Below are 15,923 nucleotides of genomic sequence, written 5' to 3'. Positions count from 1 at the left end.
ATGAAGAATATTTCTAGCTGCCTGCATCTGTTCGGCTACTCAGGCGCGTCACATTGAAAAGACACACAATAGGAAACCGGCATATGTGGAAGCCAATCGCACTTTCAACCTTGATAGGCCTCGGTATCAGTACCCAGGCAATGGCCCACGATTCTTTTCATGTCGATACCAGCACCTGCACAGTGTCTACGAATTACGCTATTGAAGTAGGCCCGGACTTCTTTACCGTCGATGGGGAAGACGGAAAACTGGTGACATTTCAGCTACCCAACCAGCTATCAGTGGATGGTGAGTTGCTGTCCCTCAATTCTCAGCAGGAGCAACTACTTCAGGAATACCGCCAACAGCTACACATCGCCGGTCGCGACACACTGGTACTCACCCTTGAGGCGGTCGATATTGCAATGGATGGCCTATCCATTGCCATCAGCACCCTCGCCGGGCCGGACCACCCGGATATCCTCGAACTCCAACAGTTTTCCGCCGACCTGATCCAGCGCACTGAGGACCGCCTCAATCGAGAGGGCGAGATCTACCAGCTGGGAAACGAGGAAATGGGTAACTATATAGAGAAAACCATCTCTGAAGAGTTTGAACCCCGTATCGAACGCCTCGCTATGGAGTCCGCGGGAACTATTGCCTGGCATGCCTTCAAAGCTGCCTTTACCGGCGGAGAAAGCATTGAAGAACAGGCCACTGAAGAGGCGGAGCGCTTACTGGAACAGCGCGGTAAGAGTATTGAGCAGTCTGCAAACCGCTTGTGTACACAACTGGAATCCATCGATCGACTGGAAAGCGACCTACATCAGCAGGTACCAGAACTCAGTCACTACGACATAGTGAAAGCCGGCCTGGTTGTCATCAATTAGGCGCTCTTGATTTTCATCCCCCCAAACTCGGCCGCACTGCGGCCTCTTTTTTAAATTTTCCACAGTATTGTCACAGCCCCTGACGCTGCAAAAACTCCATTGCGTCGGTGACACTTTGTTCAGCATTTTCGACATGGGACATATGCCCCATCTTCTGATACACAATTAACTCTCCATTAGGCAACTTGTCAGAGAAATACTTTCCTACGGACAAGGGAATAATTTGATCTTCTGCCCCCCAGATAAATAAAACTGGAATTTTAATAGTCTCCAAGTCCGGCAACGGCTGGAAATTGATTGTGGCATTAGCAACCAAATTGATCGCTGTACCGCGATTCTTCTCATAGCGGGAAAGCAAATAGATTCGTTCCAACATTTCCCCCGGCAGAGCCTGCGGATTGTAGAAAAATTTGGAAGCCAGCATTTTTCTCAATAATCCACGACTACCAATGTGCGCAACCATTTTTCGCCCCGAATGGCTGGTGGCAAATCGAGCAATACCGGCAGGCATTTCCAGTCCCTTGCCACATTTATAACCACCGGGAGAGACAAGAATAGCGGCCTTGGGTATATTCGGATGTCCTGTTAAATAGCGTAAGACCCCATTTCCACCAAATGAATGGCCAGCGATCACAAAGTCCCTAAGTTTCAGGGTTGCGACAAATTCTGCAATAAAATCGGCAAAATGCTTAGGTGTATAAGTGCCTCCTGGTAACGGGTCGGTCAATCCATGCCCAGGTAAGTCCACCAAAATAACATGATATTTTTCTGCCAATTTTGTCGCCCAGGCATTCCAGGCGCTCAGTGAATCACCACCACCGTGAAGGCAAAGTATATTAACGCCATCAACTGGCCCCATCTCGCGATAATTAACGGATAAACCACCGGCTAGCGTAAGTTGATTAAAAGAGAATTTCAGTAGCTCATTGCGACTTAAACTGGGACTACAAAACGCCATCCACAGAAGCCAGAGTAGAATTAAAAAAAGAATTAAAACCAGCCAAAAAGTCATCGTTCTACCCGAGCCCCTCACCTTTATGTGCTGAAAAAGTGGCTGAGTTGGCGGAAATAGTAATACCGCAAGCAAAAGCTTGAAAATAATGGCCCAGATCCGCGCCCATTCAACAAGGATAGACGGCGCTCGCAACTGAAACTGGCTGCTACCGCCAAAGGTGGAAACAAGAGGGCCTCCAAATAATTCACCAACTACCCCAGCCTGACCTAAAAGACGTAAACATTAAGTGCTATTTACTTTAGAAGGCCCCTAGTACTTCAAGTCACACAAAGGGTTATCTGGACATCTGAGCCTCCGTCGCCCGGCAAATAGCATCCAGGGTGAGGGCAATATCATTATCGGTAGTCGCCCAGGAAGAGACGCTAATACGCAGGGCCGCTTTTCCTCTCCAGGTAGTCGTTCCAAACCAGCAAACGCCCTCCTCCTGTATGGTCCTGACTATCTCTTGAATGTCTTCCGCAGTGCCAATAGTTGCCACCACCTGGTTTAACACTACATCGTTAAGGATCTCATAGCCCATTTCTGCCAAGCCTTCGCACAGATGCTGGGCATGGATACAGCAGCGATCAATCATCGCCGCTACTCCCTTCGGGCCCATCTCCTGAATCGCCGCCCACACTTCCACCCCTCTGGCCCGACGTGAGAATTCTGGCACCATATCCTTGGGGGGCACCAGCGATCCCACTTGTAAGTATGGCGCCTGGGTTGTCATCACATTGTGTACAGCCCTCGGCTTTCGACAAATTGCCAAACCGCAGTCATAAGGCGTATTTAGCCATTTATGAGCATCTACAGCCCAGGAATCTGCTTGTTCTACTCCAGTAGTCAACACTGATTTCGCTGGAGATGCCGCTGCCCACAAACCAAAGGCACCGTCGACATGTACCCAGGCACCTTTGGATTTAGCTTCGGGAATTATGTCTGCAAACGGATCAAAACTGCCGGAGTTTACGTTGCCCGCCTGAAGGCAAATAATGGTGGTTTCATCAACCTCGGGAAAAGTATCTGCTCGTACCCTCCCCTGTTCATCACAGGGCGCTTTAATCACCTGATCCATACCAAATCCAAGAATAGAGAGCGCTTTGTGAACTGTGACATGGGACTGTTCAGAAACAACAATACGCAGTGGCGGCGCACCGGTTAGCCCGCTTTTTGCCAGGTCGATATTTAATTTTTGATAAAGTGTATTTCGCGCAGCAGCCAAGCACACCATATTGGCCATAGATGACCCTGTGGTGAAACCCACACTACTTTCCATCGGCAAGGTTAACAATTCCAATATCCAGTTTGCCGCAATACGCTCCAGATAAATTGCAGAAGGCGCCGACGCCTCCAGAACCGCCACTTGGTCCCAAACGGCGTTCATTACCGCCGCGCCCATAGAAGCTGGCGTAGCCCCACCTACCACCAATCCGAAAAATCGCCCACCGGTACTGGCAACTGTTGCCGGAGAACCATAACGATGCAGGCTCTCGACAACAGCCTCTGCCGGTTCCCCAGCCCGGGCCAAGTCACTGTTAAAAAATTGCATTTGATCAATATCAAAAGCGGACGGACTTACGCGACGATCGCGAATATCGGAAACATATTCCTCAGCATACCGCGCTGCGAGGGATAGTACTTCTATGGCATTAGAAAAATTATTGCTGTCATTATTATCCATTTTCGACCCCTCAACTCCTTTTCCAGTACCTGATCTAGTATAAAAAATTAATTACTCTATTAGACTTAAACTAATAAAAAAATAATTAAAACGATACGAACAATAAGGACAAAAACACCTATCTTTATGGCAAGAATCGCTTTTAGATAAAGTTGAAATAGCAATAAACCTGGCACGATCGAAGACAAGGATTAACTTGAAAGGACTTTTTATCTGGTGCTATCTTCTACCCCAACATAACCAGTCGGGGCATATACAGTGTTTGCTTACTTGGGGTTTATCTCGCTGGTATGGATGGTTGTAGGTGTTACATTGGCAGGAGCAAAATACTCTGGCTATAGCCATTCAAGACAATTCTGTAGCGAACTAGGAGCCGTTGGAAGCCCAACCCAGAAGCTCTCCCCCCTCATTAACAACTACCCACTTGGCATATTATTCTTCTTATTTGGCCTGCATATAATTCAAATTGAACAGGCCCCAGTTGTACTTACCATCATTGGAGTTTTAATTATCATCCACGGTATTGGAACCTGGATTGCGGGTTACTTTCCTATGGATGCAGATCCCTATACAAAAACCCCTAGTCTTGAATGCCAGATACACTCTTGGGCGGGGATGCTTATGTTGTTGTCTTTACTCATTGCGCCATTGCTAAGTACTTTCAGTAGTTACTTCTCAATAGAATTCAGGCTATTTAGTACAGCCTGCTTGCTCGCTTCTATCTATTTTACTGTTACCTTAAAAAAAGCCTACGAAGAAAAAACCAACCCCGGTCTGCACCAACGTCTCAGCTATGGAGCACAGTTGATATGGTTAACGGGGCTTTCCTTTAATCTGATAACGAGCTGACAAATAATTTATAGCAACTTGGAGTGATCAATCTGATAACGCTTCGAGAACAGTAAAAGCCCCTTCTGGGAGAAAGTAATCGCCCTGGAATCCGCTCTTCTTACCGCCCACTGCTTTGCCAAGGCATCTTCGAGTATCCATTGACCCAAGCTGCCTGCAAGGTGGCTTTTTCGTTCGCTCCAGTCTAGGCATGACTTGCAAACAGGGCGCTTACGCTGCTTAAAACTAGCTACGGCTGCCCCTCGCTCCTGAAAAAATATTTCACCCTCTTTAGTCAAGGAAACTTGCTGTGATTGCTCGGAGAGCAACTCACTAGCCAAGAGGGCCTCGTACAATAGAACACCAGTCATTCCTGCTAAATGGTCATAGCAGATGCGGGACTTCCTTAAATCTGGATCTGCGGGCCCAGTGGTAACTTTTTGAGGTACCAGGGTGCTACTCAGATTGAGCAGTGCCTCTAGCGCTTCGGCAACTTGATGACTCGCCAGCTGAAAGTACTTGTGCCTACCCTGCTTGCGAACTATCAGCAGCTTGCTATCTACCAGCTTGAAAAGATGGTTACTTGCAGTCTGAGCAGTCACATCAGCCTCACAGGCTAACTCTGTTGCTGTCAGTGCTTTTCCACTCATAAGCGCCATCAATATTTTTGAGCGCGCCCGATCCCCAATCAAACTGGATATTACCGAAATGTCAGGTTCCATGGTTATCCTCGCAACAGTTCGCTGAACACCGAAGTATAGAAAATTAAACCATCTAGAATGCCAGCAAATTATGAATAGAGGCAACTTAGATGACTGTAACCTGTTTTATTGAATACAAGATCGATCCGTTTAAGCTTGATGCTTTCCGGCAGTATGCTGAGAACTGGGGCAAGATCATTCCCAATTGTGGCGGACGACTATTAGGATATTTTCTACCTTCTGAGGGCACCAACTTTCAGGCCTTTGGTATTATTAATTTCGATAGCTTGGCTCACTATGAACAATATAGAAAACTGCTTAAGCAGTCTCCTCAGGGCAGTGAAAATTTTCAATTTGCGATGAGGGAGAAGTTTATTCTTGAAGAGAAGCGAAGCTTTTTAAATGCTGTGCCAGAAACCTACCTGAAGTTCCCACAGGAAAGTCACTGATGATCGCCGTCATATTTGAAGTTACACCAAAGCCTTCAGGAAAAGACAAATATCTGGCCGTTGCAGCCGACCTAAAAGAACACCTAACCAGCTTCGATGGATTTATCTCAGTCGAGAGATTTCAAAGCCTCAATCAGCCAGAAAAAATATTGTCACTCTCTATTTGGCGGGATGAAGAATCTGTAGTGAGTTGGAAAAATCACAAGGCACATTGTGATGCACAACACCTAGGCAAAAAACAACTATTTGATAACTATCGTATAAGGATTGGAAAAATTCTTCGGGATTATTCTATGCAATAAGTCAACAGTCAAATTTGACTCAAACTATAAAGCCTCTGCATCTTGTTCTTTTACTGAAAAACAGAACGCAGAGGCCCCCATTCCTAAAAACGGACCGACCAAAATAATCGAATTACATTGGCAGAGAAACTATAAGCGGGTTCGTCACCGGGACTGATAGATGTAGCTGAACCGTGTACTGTGACATCGAGAAAGTCATCGTAGTCAAATAGAATATGATCCCAGTAAAGATTAATTGTATTCCTGCGATTTAATAGAGACCAGCGCCGTGGCAACTCATAGGACACTCCCAGGCCAAGGGCCAAGGTTGTGAAATTGCTCAACTCCTTATCACGAGCACGAAAGTTGGTAGCGTTGAGATAGGGAAAAAGGTCGCTGTAAAAATCTGCACTACTCTGCTGATAGTAACGGATCTTTCCTTCAAAAACCCACTCGTCTTGCTCTTTCCAAGGATGGGTATAGCGAAACTCTACATTGTCTGCAACGATTCCCCAACTATCCGCATAGTGTCGATACTCCCCTTTAATCGCTGCGCGATAGGGCAATCTATATTTGGCCCTTAGGGCAACCGCATCACTGTTACGAGTTCTGGGGTAAACCTCGGCCTGATAGCTAAATCCTGTTCCAGATGCTTCATCGAGATACCTAACACTACGATAAGGGTTGTTGAGATACCCTTCATCCGACACAGTTTCGACACTCACCTCTGCAATCAGCTTTTGCGTGAGAATCTGATTCCAACTAAATGCGTAGCGACGGTGTTGCGCTTCCTCGGCAAAATTATCGTCGCCATTGCGGAACACATCATCACTTCCGTAACTAACCCGCAGGTCGATAGTACTTAGGTCGCCAAAGAAACCCTGACTGATGCCGAAAGCAACGGTTTGTGCCTCGTAGTCATTCTCAGAACTGTTGGTGTATCCCACGCTGATCGTAGTTTTATCCACCAGGTAGTCAGCGCCCAAAGAGTACTCATCCCGTTGCTCCGAATACTCACTGGCCGTGGCCTCCACATCAATAGAGGCCCCGGAAATCATGTCCACATAGTAATTGGCAGACAGGGAAACATTGTTGCCAACATTCTGGCGAATCAATACTGAAGGCCCATCAATGGTCACTCCACCACCGCTATAGGCGTGATACATATTGTCTGCCCGCTCTTCGGGAAGCACTGCGGCCACGGCAGCGAGCGGTGCCAAAAATGCCAACCCGCCCCAGCGAGATAGAAGCTTAGTTACAACCACATCCACCTCCACTGCCTCCTTCAGCTCCACGCGCAGCTTCGCGAGCTTCATACACGTGATTCATATAGCGAGCAGCTACCGGATCCTGCTCAAAGCCCATAATAGGATCCGCAAGAAATTGCCGTTCGTAGGGTGCAATCCACGGATTAACAGTGCAACCTGTACTCATCAAGAAAGTGCAAACTAGCAATAGTGCACGCATGACACTACTCCCGAATCAATTCCTTAATCATTTTTTTATAGGCAGCTTCATCCCCATCACGATAACCTTTATGGATATAGCGAACGTTGCCATCACGATCAATAAATACAGTGCTGGGCATAGCGGCAACACCATACATTTTGCTCACTTCCCCTTTGCTATCAAAAAGAATCGGAAAATCCACTGGGATTTTCGCTAATAGCGAGTCCGCATCCTTACGCTGTGCATCCACATTGACTCCCCAAACCTGGAAGCCAGCGGCTTCATAGCGAGCATGTAACTGATCCAACAGCGGCATTTCCTGACGACAAGGGCCACACCAGGAAGCCCAGAAATTCAGCATAATGACATCGCCGCGCTGCTCTGCAAGCCTCAAATTTCCGCCCTGGTTGGAACTCAAGGTAAAATCCTTAGAGGGCTCTGCGGCGGAAGCCTGTGACATCGATAAAAGCAGCGTCAGGAAAGCAGCCAGGTATTTCATGGAAGAGTCCTTGTTATTTTTTGATGATCAATTAAAAAAAGATAGTAAGTCCCAATTGGGCAGACAGATTATTGGTGACTTGGGCCTCGCCAAATAATTCATGTTCAAAAACATGGTCGCGAACATCCAGGCGCACTGCGAGCCAATCGTTGGCAAGCATTCTCACTCCTGCACCAAAGTTGTAAGTGAAGTGCTCCTCGTCAGCAAACGAGGTATTTCCCACACCTCCCGCAACATAAAAATTGGCATTAAAAGCCCAGTCATCAAATACAAAGTACTCACCCTGGAAAATATTCCAGCCCACAGAGGTATTGTAATAACTGAGTTCACGCTGCTCATCAGTCAACAGCGGTGCTGCACCGCTCAATCTTTCAAAGCTGGATTCTCCCAACTCAGTCTGGGCATAGGTGGCCTCAATAAAAAAATCTTCGCTGATATGGTAGGCCGCTGAAGTACCGTACAGGGAATTTGAGCCAAAATCCTCGACATTGATAACACCAGCAAACAAACCAATTTCTATATTTTCACTATCTATCAGGGCGTCACGTATCTCTCGCCGCTCCAATTCAGGTGCGACAATATCCGCAAGTACTTCATCATCCTGCTGAGCACTGCATACCTGGGTCCCCACCAGTGCGGAAAGCGCCGCAGAGCCTACAGATATACGTCGAAACCAAGTTTCCACTCGACTATCTCCTGATTATTTTCCTGCGTAGTAAGCAAGTAGTGATTTGTGTATTCAGCCCTGATGGCAAAACGGCGCGATAAGTAAGTACGCAACCCTACGCCCGCCAACATCGTTGTATCTTGCCGATCTTCGGTGGCAACGATAGTTGCGTTTGGAGAGGTAACATTTATCCCGGCTCCCAAAACAAAATAAGGGGATATTTTCCAACGTGGAAATGGCTGGTGGACCATTGCCACCTGATAGACTTGGCTGTCTGAATAGGAACCTACCGCCTGGGTTGCACGTATTTCAGTAGCTAGATTGGCAGTAAATTGGTAGCCCAGGCTAATTCCCAGGGAGTCCGCTCCAGCAAAATCACCGTAATTCAAACCTAGGTAAAAGTAACCGTCGTCAACATCAGAAAAATCCGGCAAGGGAACTCGAACAATTTCTCCATTTTCTCCGTAGATTTCACGTAAGTCGTCAACTTTTACCCAGCCACTTTTATTGCGTGAAGTAAGCACTTTTACCCAGTCGGTGCGGCGTTTAAGCAGCCAAATTTGTTCACCATACTCAGCGACATAGAATATCGGGTAACCGCGCCCCGGGCCTCGGTAAATATTAATAAATGCATTACCGACTGTAACCGGCTCTGCATCCTCAAGGCCTTTATATTTTTTCTCAGTCTCAGTCTCAGTCTCAGTCTCAGTCTCAGTCTCAGTCTCAACCAATTCTTCTTGTGAGGTATCATCTGAAGAATCAGATTCCATCAAAGTTTGTTCAGAAGAAGCCTGCCCAGAAAAAAGTAGCAGCAATACAAGTGCCGCGAAACTGCCAATAGAATTTTGGTGTAACTTCAACATGCTTTAATCTGCCGGCGCCGCAAAAGGATCGTTATAGTATTGAGCGCCAATATCAAACCACTCGGCAATCAAGCGCAACTCGGCATCTTCTAAGTACCCTTGGTGTGCGCCACCATTTTCAAAGATGGAAAAAAACGAGCTCTCAAGAGCAGAGCTCGTCAAGGGAGAGGAAATATTGACGGTAACCATTACCGGAATCGGATCACCGTTACTGTCGAGAACTAATTCACCATCCTCATCAACCTCGTAAACAGGATTTCCATTATCATCAAATTCCTGTACAAGCCGCGGTGTTAGCACCCCACTGGATAACTCCAATTCAGCGCGATCGGCCACCAGCTCGGAATAGGAAACAAACCAAGCATCATTGACAGAGGAAGCCGAGGTTGTGAGATCTAATTGCCCATCGGGTATTTGAGTTGCTCCAGCAGCATCAACAGGAGAGTGACAGCCTGTACAGGTATAATCAGCTATTACTGCTCCTGTACTATCCAATACTTCACGGGGGAAATCCCAGAGCGGCTGAATATGTTGTTCATAGTGAATGACGATTCGACAATTACTTTCCCACACTGTTAAACAGGTGGATTCCACCGGTGCATCCGTACTCAAATCACCGTATGAAAGCAATAACTCATCATCCTTAGTCCGTACCGCAGGATCAGTCCATAAATCGGTAAAGTGCAGATCTCCTTCAAGTTCAGCCTCACCAATATACCGGGCCAATAATTGAGCCATAGTCTCGCCCATTTCCGCTAGTAGCGCGGGCTCAGTATTGGCAAATGGTGCTGCCGAGGTCGGCGCTCCAACCCAAGCTGATTCCTGCTGCATATCCGTGCGGCCATGAGGAGCTTCGCTATCGCTAGTATGACAACCGTTACAACTGCGCACTTCACCCGCTTGTAGCTGTAACCAATTGTTATGACTATCGAAAATGCGTTTTCCATCCGCATCGACAACGGAAATTGCCAGGGGCATATCTGCGGGAACTTTTACCCTTACGGAGCCGTCGGGCTGGATTGGGGTATAACCCAATATTTCACGCATGCCCTGATTACCATTGCGGCCAAATGCTGCCCCATCAAAGTCCAGAACATCATCGTCGGGAATGCCCACGGCCTTGGAAATTTTCAGGAATCGTGCAGGCCGCAAATCTGCTGTGGTTTGGGCGGGATCCGCCAAGGTTTCGATTCCGGCAATATCTTCACCATCAAAATCATAAACACTGCGAATATCCAGGATTCCGACAGATTCCTCCACCAGATCCGCATCGACATCGACTCCCGGGACGGGATCTGGAATATAGGTGGGTTCAGTGCGAGGCTCCAGAGTAACCCCTTCGGATATCATTTCTCCCTCTTCCACAACCACAATAGGAAGCTGGGTGCCGGCGATATAATCGTAAATCCACAGGCCGTAGAGTGGGTCCGCCAATTGAACTTCTTCATCTTCGGCAAGAGTATCCGGGCAGGTCTCCAGCAGCTCGGTTTCTTCATTGATAACCCGGCATTCACTCCAGGTTACCAGCAAACGACTTGTCCCATCGTAGAATGGCCATGCGGAAGCAAAAGTACCGTGGGGAGAAATAGTATCGTCGGTAGTGACTTCTCCGACAGTGATAGAAGCCTGCCCGACCATTTCACCACTTTGCTCCGGCTCACTGTAGGCTTCGCTATAAACAATGCCGTCGATAGTCACGAGATCGCCACCATAAGTGAGCCCAGAGGGAGCGCGCAACGTTACCAAAAGGCGGCCATCCGGCATTTCGTGCGGTCGATTGAAGGCGGCCTCAGTCTCTTCTGTACCCGTATTTTGACTGTGATAACCGTAATAAACCGCCAGGTCCGAACCATCTGGATTTACTGTATATAAGCTTAATTTATCGATACCTGCCGCATTGTCCCAGCGATTAAACAGGATCCGTCCATCGCTCAGTACAACTGGATTTAAATCATGGCTCTGATTAAACGATATCTGAGTGATATCGGTCCCGTCCGCTTCCATTACATGGAGTACAAATGCCGGCTCCTCTCGATTTTCAGTCAGGGCTGAGAATTGCGGTTTACCGTCATCCAGTAGAAGAGCTCTGGAGCGCCGCTGGCGGGTAGAAGAAAAAATTATGCGTCCATCGGGTAAAAAAGCGGGAGCGATATCCTGGCCTTCTTCAGCAGTTAAATCTGACTCAATTACCCGATTGAGTTCTTCTGTTTCGGTGTTGTATACCCAAATATTCCAGGTAGGCTGCTCATCGTCATCAGCGTCTTCTATTTCAGGTGCCCGCATCGCAAATATAAGCTGGCTGCCATCTGCTGAAGTATTCAGGTCTTTTACATCGTAATCACCGTCAAATATATTTGCAGTAATGACAGTTTCTGCAGCACTGGCGGTTGCACGGTCTTTTAAAATCAGTTGGGCTCCGGCAAAAAATTCCGCGGGCTCATAAATATTATCCTGAAGGAGGCTGCCATCATCGTCACTACTTAATTGACGAAGTACAAAAGCAACAGGATAGTCTTCCACCACGGGATCTTCGGCTTGGTCTTCACCACCACTGGAACTGCCACCGCCACTACAGGCCGCCACCAATAATAAAAGCGGTAGCGCACGCAAACATTTCATTTTTGTTATCCACCCGGGTTTGGCACGAGCAGCACACGCCTTTTTTGTGCTCTTAGCCTAAGAACTTTTTTATACGGCTTTGACCGCTGAGGCTAATTCTCGCAAGTTGCGCACAAAAAGTTTGCCAACTGGGACGCAAATATTAAAAGTCATTCTGACATTGTTGAAATCTGCTTTTAGACTGCTTTGCCACATCCCAGTGATCTCACCGACAAAAATAGTCCAATGAAAAATAATTCGTCTCGAGCGCGTGTACTCCGGCTCACCACGGTAACCGCACTGCTCGGAGTAGGTTTGTGGAGTAATTCTGCCCTGTCAGCATCGCAGGACCAGGCTCTCCAAATTCACAGCCGTATCACCGGAACCATTCCCAGCGAGAGCGTATTGCTGGATATGGCAGAGGATATAGAAAACGGTGATCCCACCGCTGCGGCGTATACGGCAATGGAGAATGACGCCTTCTATAATGTCACTCTAAAAAATCTGGCCACTCCCTGGACCAATGAGGAGCAGGACGTATTTGAACCATTAAATGACTACACTGCGACGGTAATCGGCATGGTTCGGGACGATATGGACTTCCGCCAACTGCTCTCGGCAAATATTCTCTACACCGGTGATATTTCTGGCCTGCCCTCCTACAACACGGGAAATAACGACCACTACGAGACACTGGAAGCCGGGGGTTATTCCCTGCAGGACAATCTGGTGCAGGAAGCCCAATCCTCTCTCAATGGTCTCCCCGCAGATGCCACCGCCGGCATTCTTACCAGCCGCGCCGCCGCCAAGGCTTTTTTTAGTGCGGGAACCAATCGCGCCATGTTTCGCTTTACCATGCTCAATCACCTGTGTAACGACATGGAGCAGGTGCAGGATACTTCCCGCTCACCGGATCGTATTCGCCAGGATGTAAGCCGCAGCCCTGGGGGCGACAGTCGGGTATTCCAAAATAACTGTATCGGTTGCCACAGCGGCATGGACCCCATGGCACAGGCATTCGCTTACTACGACTATGTATACGATGCAGACAATGATCCCGATGGTGAAGAGGGAGCCCTGGATTACAACGCAGCCGGTGATATAGATCCAGAAACCGGCAGCCGTGTTAAGGCCAAAAACCTGATCAACAGCGGCAATTTCCCCCACGGTTTTATTATTCCCGACGACAGCTGGGTTAACTACTGGCGCGAGGGCATAAATATGCATCTGGGCTGGAGCGACACCTTGTCCGGCAACGGCAACGGCATCAAATCCCTGGGAGAGGAGTTGTCTAACAGCCGAGCTTTTGCCAAATGCCAAGTAACTAAGGTGTTTCGCCAAGTTTGTCTGCGCGAGCCGGAAGATTCTACCGACCGCAACCGTATCGAAACTATTACCGATGACTTCAGCAATACCGGCTACAAACTTAAGCAGGTATACGCAGATACTGCGGTTTACTGCGCGGGAGATTAAAAAATGAAAACCTATAAAAGTCTCCCAGTGATAGAAAATACACTGACAGCTCGCACGCTTCGTATCGCTTCACTGTTTTGTGCTGCCCTGGCAATCAGTGCCTGTAGTGGTGGCAGTGGAGAGGGCACCGAAAGCCAACCGGATACCAGCGACAACGATGGCACCGCTGCCTATTCCGGACCGGATCCTGAAACCGATGATGTCAATCAATATAAACAGTACATCTGGGATAACCTGGCGGCGACAAATCGATGCGGCAGCTGTCATATTGAAAATAACCAGAGCCCACATTTTGTCCGCGGCGATGATATCAATGCTGCCTACGATGCCGGGCGTGAGTTAATTAACTTATCAGTTCCCGATGAATCCCGTTTGGTAACCAAGGTTGGTGGTGGGCACAATTGTTGGCTTTCCAGCGATGATGCCTGTGCGGAAATTATTACCAACTATATCGAGGAATGGGCTCGGGCTAGCGGCGGCCTAAGCAATACAATCACCCTTGTCGCACCTGTCGAGCGTGAGGTGGGTGCCAGTAAAAGTTTCCCCGAATCCAGCGGCAGCTTTAGCACTACAGTTTACCCTCTGTTGCGCAGCTATTGTGTCAACTGTCACAGTGAAGATGCGACAACGGCACAAACCCCCTACTTTGCCAGCTCTGATGTCGATCTCGCCTACGCATCTGCGGTCAGTAAAATTAACCTGGATTCTCCGGCCGACTCCCGTTTCTCTGTGCGCCTGGGCAGTGAATTTCACAACTGCTGGGATGACTGCTCAGATAACGAAGCGGAAATGACTGATGCGATCCAAGCCTTTGCCGACACTATCAGTGTCACCGAGGTAGACCCCGACTGGGTTATCAGTAAGGCACTGCGCCTCACAGATGGCATTGTTGCGAGTAGTGGCGGCCGTATAGAGAGCAATGCAATTGCTCTCTATGAATTTAAAACTGGCAGCGGCACCACTGCCTACGATACCTCCGGAGTTAACCCTGCAATTGATCTCGCCCTATCTGGCGATGTGGAGTGGATCGACTCCTGGGGGCTGCAATTGAAGGGGGGTAAAGCACAGGGGGCTACTGCAACCAGCAGCAAACTTTACGATACCCTCACAGCCACCGGTGAATACTCAATTGAAATCTGGGCGGCACCCGCCAACGTCTCACAGGATGGGCCCGCGCGTATCGTCACCTATTCCGGTGGCGATGATATTCGCAACTTCACTCTCGGCCAGGATCAATACAGTTACACCGTGCAAAACCGCAATGACAACACCGATGCGGACGGTATGCCTGCCCTGGCAACCGATGATGCCGACCAGGTTGTACAAGCCAGTCTCCAGCATGTGGTGGCCACTTACGATCCAATTAACGGACGCAAGCTTTACGTTAACGGTGCAAATACCGGGGAGCCAGACCCAAGTGAATCCGGTTTACTCTCTACCTGGGACGATACCTTTGCTCTCGCAGTAGGCAGCGAAGTCAGTAACGGCAACAGTTGGGAAGGCTCCATTCGCCTTTTGGCAATTCACTCCCGCGCCCTATCGGAAGAGGATATTGCTACCAACTACGAAGTCGGCGTCGGTGAAAAATATCTGCTGTTATTCAAAGTTGAAGAGCACACAGGCATTGCCGAAAGCTATGTCATGTTTACTGTGCAGCAATTTGATAATTATGCCTATCTGTTTAGTGAACCCACCTTTGTCAGCCTCGACGACAGTGTCGATCCATCTGGAATCGCCATTGAGGGAATGCGTATCGGTATTAATGGCCGCGAAGCGGAGGTGGGCCAGGCCTGGTCCAAGTTATCCACTGCAGTCGACAATAGCTACGTAGCAGGTGAGGGCCAGCAGCTTTCCAGGCTCGGGACCATTATCACTCTGGATAAGGGCCCCCTCGATGATGAATTTTTCCTGACCTTCGAAAAAATCGGCAGCGAAACCTATAACCGGGTTGAGGCCACTCCAGCTGAACCTGCGGATGCCGCTGATCTGGAAGCGCAATCGCGCATAGGTCTGCGCCGATTTGAACAAATCCATGCAAGCCTGTCCCAGGCGACCGGAGTCTCCATGTCCCACCCGGATATTTATGAAACCTGGGAAACTGTGAAACGCCAGCTTCCGGTTGAAAGTGACATTGAAGGATTCCTCGCTGCACAGCAAATGGGTATTACCCAGCTGGCAGTGAAGTATTGCAGCACCCTGGTGGACTCCAGTGAGCGCAGCAGCTACTTCAGTGGATTTGACTTCAGCGCTTCCGCAGACACCGCCTTCGACAGCGCCAGCAAACGCGCGCAGATAATTGATCCGCTCATGGAAGGTTTGCTTGGCCACGAGATGAACTGGCATGACGGCAGCGTCTCGCAGCTTGCCAGCGCCCCGGACCTGGCCTCTGTAGAGACAGAACTGGACACGCTTATCGACACCATGACCGCCTGTGGCAGCAGCTGCGATTCAGGTCGCACAGAAACTACGGTGAAAGCCGTATGTGCTGCCGCCATGGGCAGTGCCATGATCCTGATTCACTGATCGCATAAAAAAGACTAGCGGCTTTGTCGGCAAAACTTTCGCCGG

15 protein-coding genes are annotated in these 15,923 nt (G+C 48.7%); 6 read left to right on the top strand and 9 right to left on the bottom strand.

Going from position 1 to position 15,923, the window contains the following annotated elements; all coding sequences use genetic code 11:
• The first annotated feature begins 83 nt into the window (after positions 1-83).
• Entirely contained in the window at positions 84-869 is a 786-nt protein-coding gene (locus ACJJI5_RS02965; protein ID WP_413663664.1) for a DUF2884 family protein, read from the top strand.
• 70 nt (positions 870-939) lie between these two features.
• Here the strand turns inward: ACJJI5_RS02965 and ACJJI5_RS02960 are convergent, their stop codons facing one another.
• Positions 940-1,827 carry an alpha/beta fold hydrolase gene (locus ACJJI5_RS02960; protein WP_444895809.1) on the bottom strand — a complete coding sequence of 296 codons (888 nt, stop codon included), beginning with the start codon at positions 1,825-1,827 and terminating at the stop codon, positions 940-942.
• A gap of 331 nt (positions 1,828-2,158) precedes the next feature.
• Positions 2,159-3,547 (bottom strand): pyridoxal phosphate-dependent decarboxylase family protein, encoded by a 1,389-nt coding sequence (locus ACJJI5_RS02955; RefSeq protein WP_444895808.1) that lies wholly within the window; start codon positions 3,545-3,547, stop codon positions 2,159-2,161.
• Between the two features lie 258 nt (positions 3,548-3,805).
• Here ACJJI5_RS02955 and ACJJI5_RS02950 point away from each other — a divergent pair, with 258 nt between their 5' ends.
• Positions 3,806-4,396, top strand: a complete 591-nt coding sequence (locus ACJJI5_RS02950) for a DUF998 domain-containing protein (RefSeq protein ID WP_444895807.1) — start codon at positions 3,806-3,808, stop codon at positions 4,394-4,396.
• Between the two features lie 8 nt (positions 4,397-4,404).
• Here the strand turns inward: ACJJI5_RS02950 and ACJJI5_RS02945 are convergent, their stop codons facing one another.
• The gene (locus tag ACJJI5_RS02945) at positions 4,405-5,097 is read right to left on the bottom strand and encodes an ArsR/SmtB family transcription factor (protein ID WP_445355474.1); all 693 of its coding nucleotides are present in this window, start codon (positions 5,095-5,097) and stop codon (positions 4,405-4,407) included.
• A gap of 89 nt (positions 5,098-5,186) precedes the next feature.
• Between ACJJI5_RS02945 and ACJJI5_RS02940 the strand changes: the two genes are divergently transcribed.
• A complete protein-coding gene (locus tag ACJJI5_RS02940; protein WP_445355473.1) occupies positions 5,187-5,525 on the top strand; it encodes an NIPSNAP family protein in 339 nt (112 codons plus the stop codon).
• Positions 5,525-5,827, top strand: a complete 303-nt coding sequence (locus tag ACJJI5_RS02935; RefSeq protein WP_445355472.1) for an antibiotic biosynthesis monooxygenase family protein — start codon at positions 5,525-5,527, stop codon at positions 5,825-5,827. The genes ACJJI5_RS02940 and ACJJI5_RS02935 overlap by 1 nt, the downstream gene beginning before the upstream one ends.
• 83 nt (positions 5,828-5,910) lie before the next feature.
• Here the strand turns inward: ACJJI5_RS02935 and ACJJI5_RS02930 are convergent, their stop codons facing one another.
• From ACJJI5_RS02930 to ACJJI5_RS02905, 6 genes are read right to left on the bottom strand one after another with little or no spacing between them, the layout of a single operon-like run.
• Positions 5,911-7,122 carry a DUF3570 domain-containing protein gene (locus ACJJI5_RS02930; protein ID WP_413663670.1) on the bottom strand — a complete coding sequence of 404 codons (1,212 nt, stop codon included), beginning with the start codon at positions 7,120-7,122 and terminating at the stop codon, positions 5,911-5,913.
• Positions 7,058-7,273 carry a DUF4266 domain-containing protein gene (locus tag ACJJI5_RS02925; RefSeq protein WP_413663671.1) on the bottom strand — a complete coding sequence of 72 codons (216 nt, stop codon included), beginning with the start codon at positions 7,271-7,273 and terminating at the stop codon, positions 7,058-7,060. The genes ACJJI5_RS02930 and ACJJI5_RS02925 overlap by 65 nt, the downstream gene beginning before the upstream one ends.
• Before the next feature lie 4 nt (positions 7,274-7,277).
• Positions 7,278-7,754, bottom strand: coding sequence for a TlpA disulfide reductase family protein (locus ACJJI5_RS02920; RefSeq protein ID WP_413663672.1), 477 nt, complete (start codon positions 7,752-7,754; stop codon positions 7,278-7,280).
• 31 nt (positions 7,755-7,785) lie between these two features.
• Complete coding sequence (locus tag ACJJI5_RS02915; RefSeq protein ID WP_413663673.1) at positions 7,786-8,439, bottom strand: outer membrane beta-barrel domain-containing protein; 654 nt, start codon at positions 8,437-8,439, stop codon at positions 7,786-7,788.
• Positions 8,409-9,284: an outer membrane beta-barrel protein gene (locus ACJJI5_RS02910; RefSeq protein WP_445355471.1), complete on the bottom strand. Its 876-nt coding sequence runs from the start codon at positions 9,282-9,284 to the stop codon at positions 8,409-8,411. Before ACJJI5_RS02910 ends, ACJJI5_RS02915 begins: the two co-directional genes overlap by 31 nt.
• A gap of 3 nt (positions 9,285-9,287) precedes the next feature.
• Complete coding sequence (locus ACJJI5_RS02905) at positions 9,288-11,903, bottom strand: HzsA-related protein (RefSeq protein WP_445355470.1); 2,616 nt, start codon at positions 11,901-11,903, stop codon at positions 9,288-9,290.
• A 225-nt stretch (positions 11,904-12,128) separates the two neighbouring features.
• On the opposite strand from ACJJI5_RS02905, the gene ACJJI5_RS02900 reads away from it, so the two are divergent.
• On the top strand, positions 12,129-13,355 hold the full coding sequence (locus ACJJI5_RS02900; protein ID WP_445355469.1) for a hypothetical protein: 1,227 nt from the start codon (positions 12,129-12,131) through the stop codon (positions 13,353-13,355).
• A gap of 3 nt (positions 13,356-13,358) precedes the next feature.
• Positions 13,359-15,878 (top strand): LamG domain-containing protein, encoded by a 2,520-nt coding sequence (locus tag ACJJI5_RS02895; RefSeq protein WP_445355468.1) that lies wholly within the window; start codon positions 13,359-13,361, stop codon positions 15,876-15,878.
• Positions 15,879-15,923: the final 45 nt, after the last annotated feature.

The organism is Microbulbifer maximicatervae (SeqCode) (assembly GCF_052467955.1).
This window is presented reverse-complemented; position numbering and strand designations above follow the sequence as displayed.

Coding starts and splice junctions, on each gene's coding strand:
- ACJJI5_RS02930 (WP_413663670.1), bottom strand. CDS start 7,122: ATGAAGCTCGCGAAGCTGCGCGTGGAGCTGAAGGAGGCAGTGGAGGTG.
- ACJJI5_RS02900 (WP_445355469.1), top strand. CDS start 12,129: ATGAAAAATAATTCGTCTCGAGCGCGTGTACTCCGGCTCACCACGGTA.
- ACJJI5_RS02940 (WP_445355473.1), top strand. CDS start 5,187: ATGACTGTAACCTGTTTTATTGAATACAAGATCGATCCGTTTAAGCTT.
- ACJJI5_RS02925 (WP_413663671.1), bottom strand. CDS start 7,273: ATGCGTGCACTATTGCTAGTTTGCACTTTCTTGATGAGTACAGGTTGC.
- ACJJI5_RS02910 (WP_445355471.1), bottom strand. CDS start 9,284: ATGTTGAAGTTACACCAAAATTCTATTGGCAGTTTCGCGGCACTTGTA.
- ACJJI5_RS02965 (WP_413663664.1), top strand. CDS start 84: ATGTGGAAGCCAATCGCACTTTCAACCTTGATAGGCCTCGGTATCAGT.
- ACJJI5_RS02945 (WP_445355474.1), bottom strand. CDS start 5,097: ATGGAACCTGACATTTCGGTAATATCCAGTTTGATTGGGGATCGGGCG.
- ACJJI5_RS02960 (WP_444895809.1), bottom strand. CDS start 1,827: ATGGCGTTTTGTAGTCCCAGTTTAAGTCGCAATGAGCTACTGAAATTC.
- ACJJI5_RS02955 (WP_444895808.1), bottom strand. CDS start 3,547: ATGGATAATAATGACAGCAATAATTTTTCTAATGCCATAGAAGTACTA.
- ACJJI5_RS02895 (WP_445355468.1), top strand. CDS start 13,359: ATGAAAACCTATAAAAGTCTCCCAGTGATAGAAAATACACTGACAGCT.
- ACJJI5_RS02920 (WP_413663672.1), bottom strand. CDS start 7,754: ATGAAATACCTGGCTGCTTTCCTGACGCTGCTTTTATCGATGTCACAG.
- ACJJI5_RS02905 (WP_445355470.1), bottom strand. CDS start 11,903: ATGAAATGTTTGCGTGCGCTACCGCTTTTATTATTGGTGGCGGCCTGT.
- ACJJI5_RS02935 (WP_445355472.1), top strand. CDS start 5,525: ATGATCGCCGTCATATTTGAAGTTACACCAAAGCCTTCAGGAAAAGAC.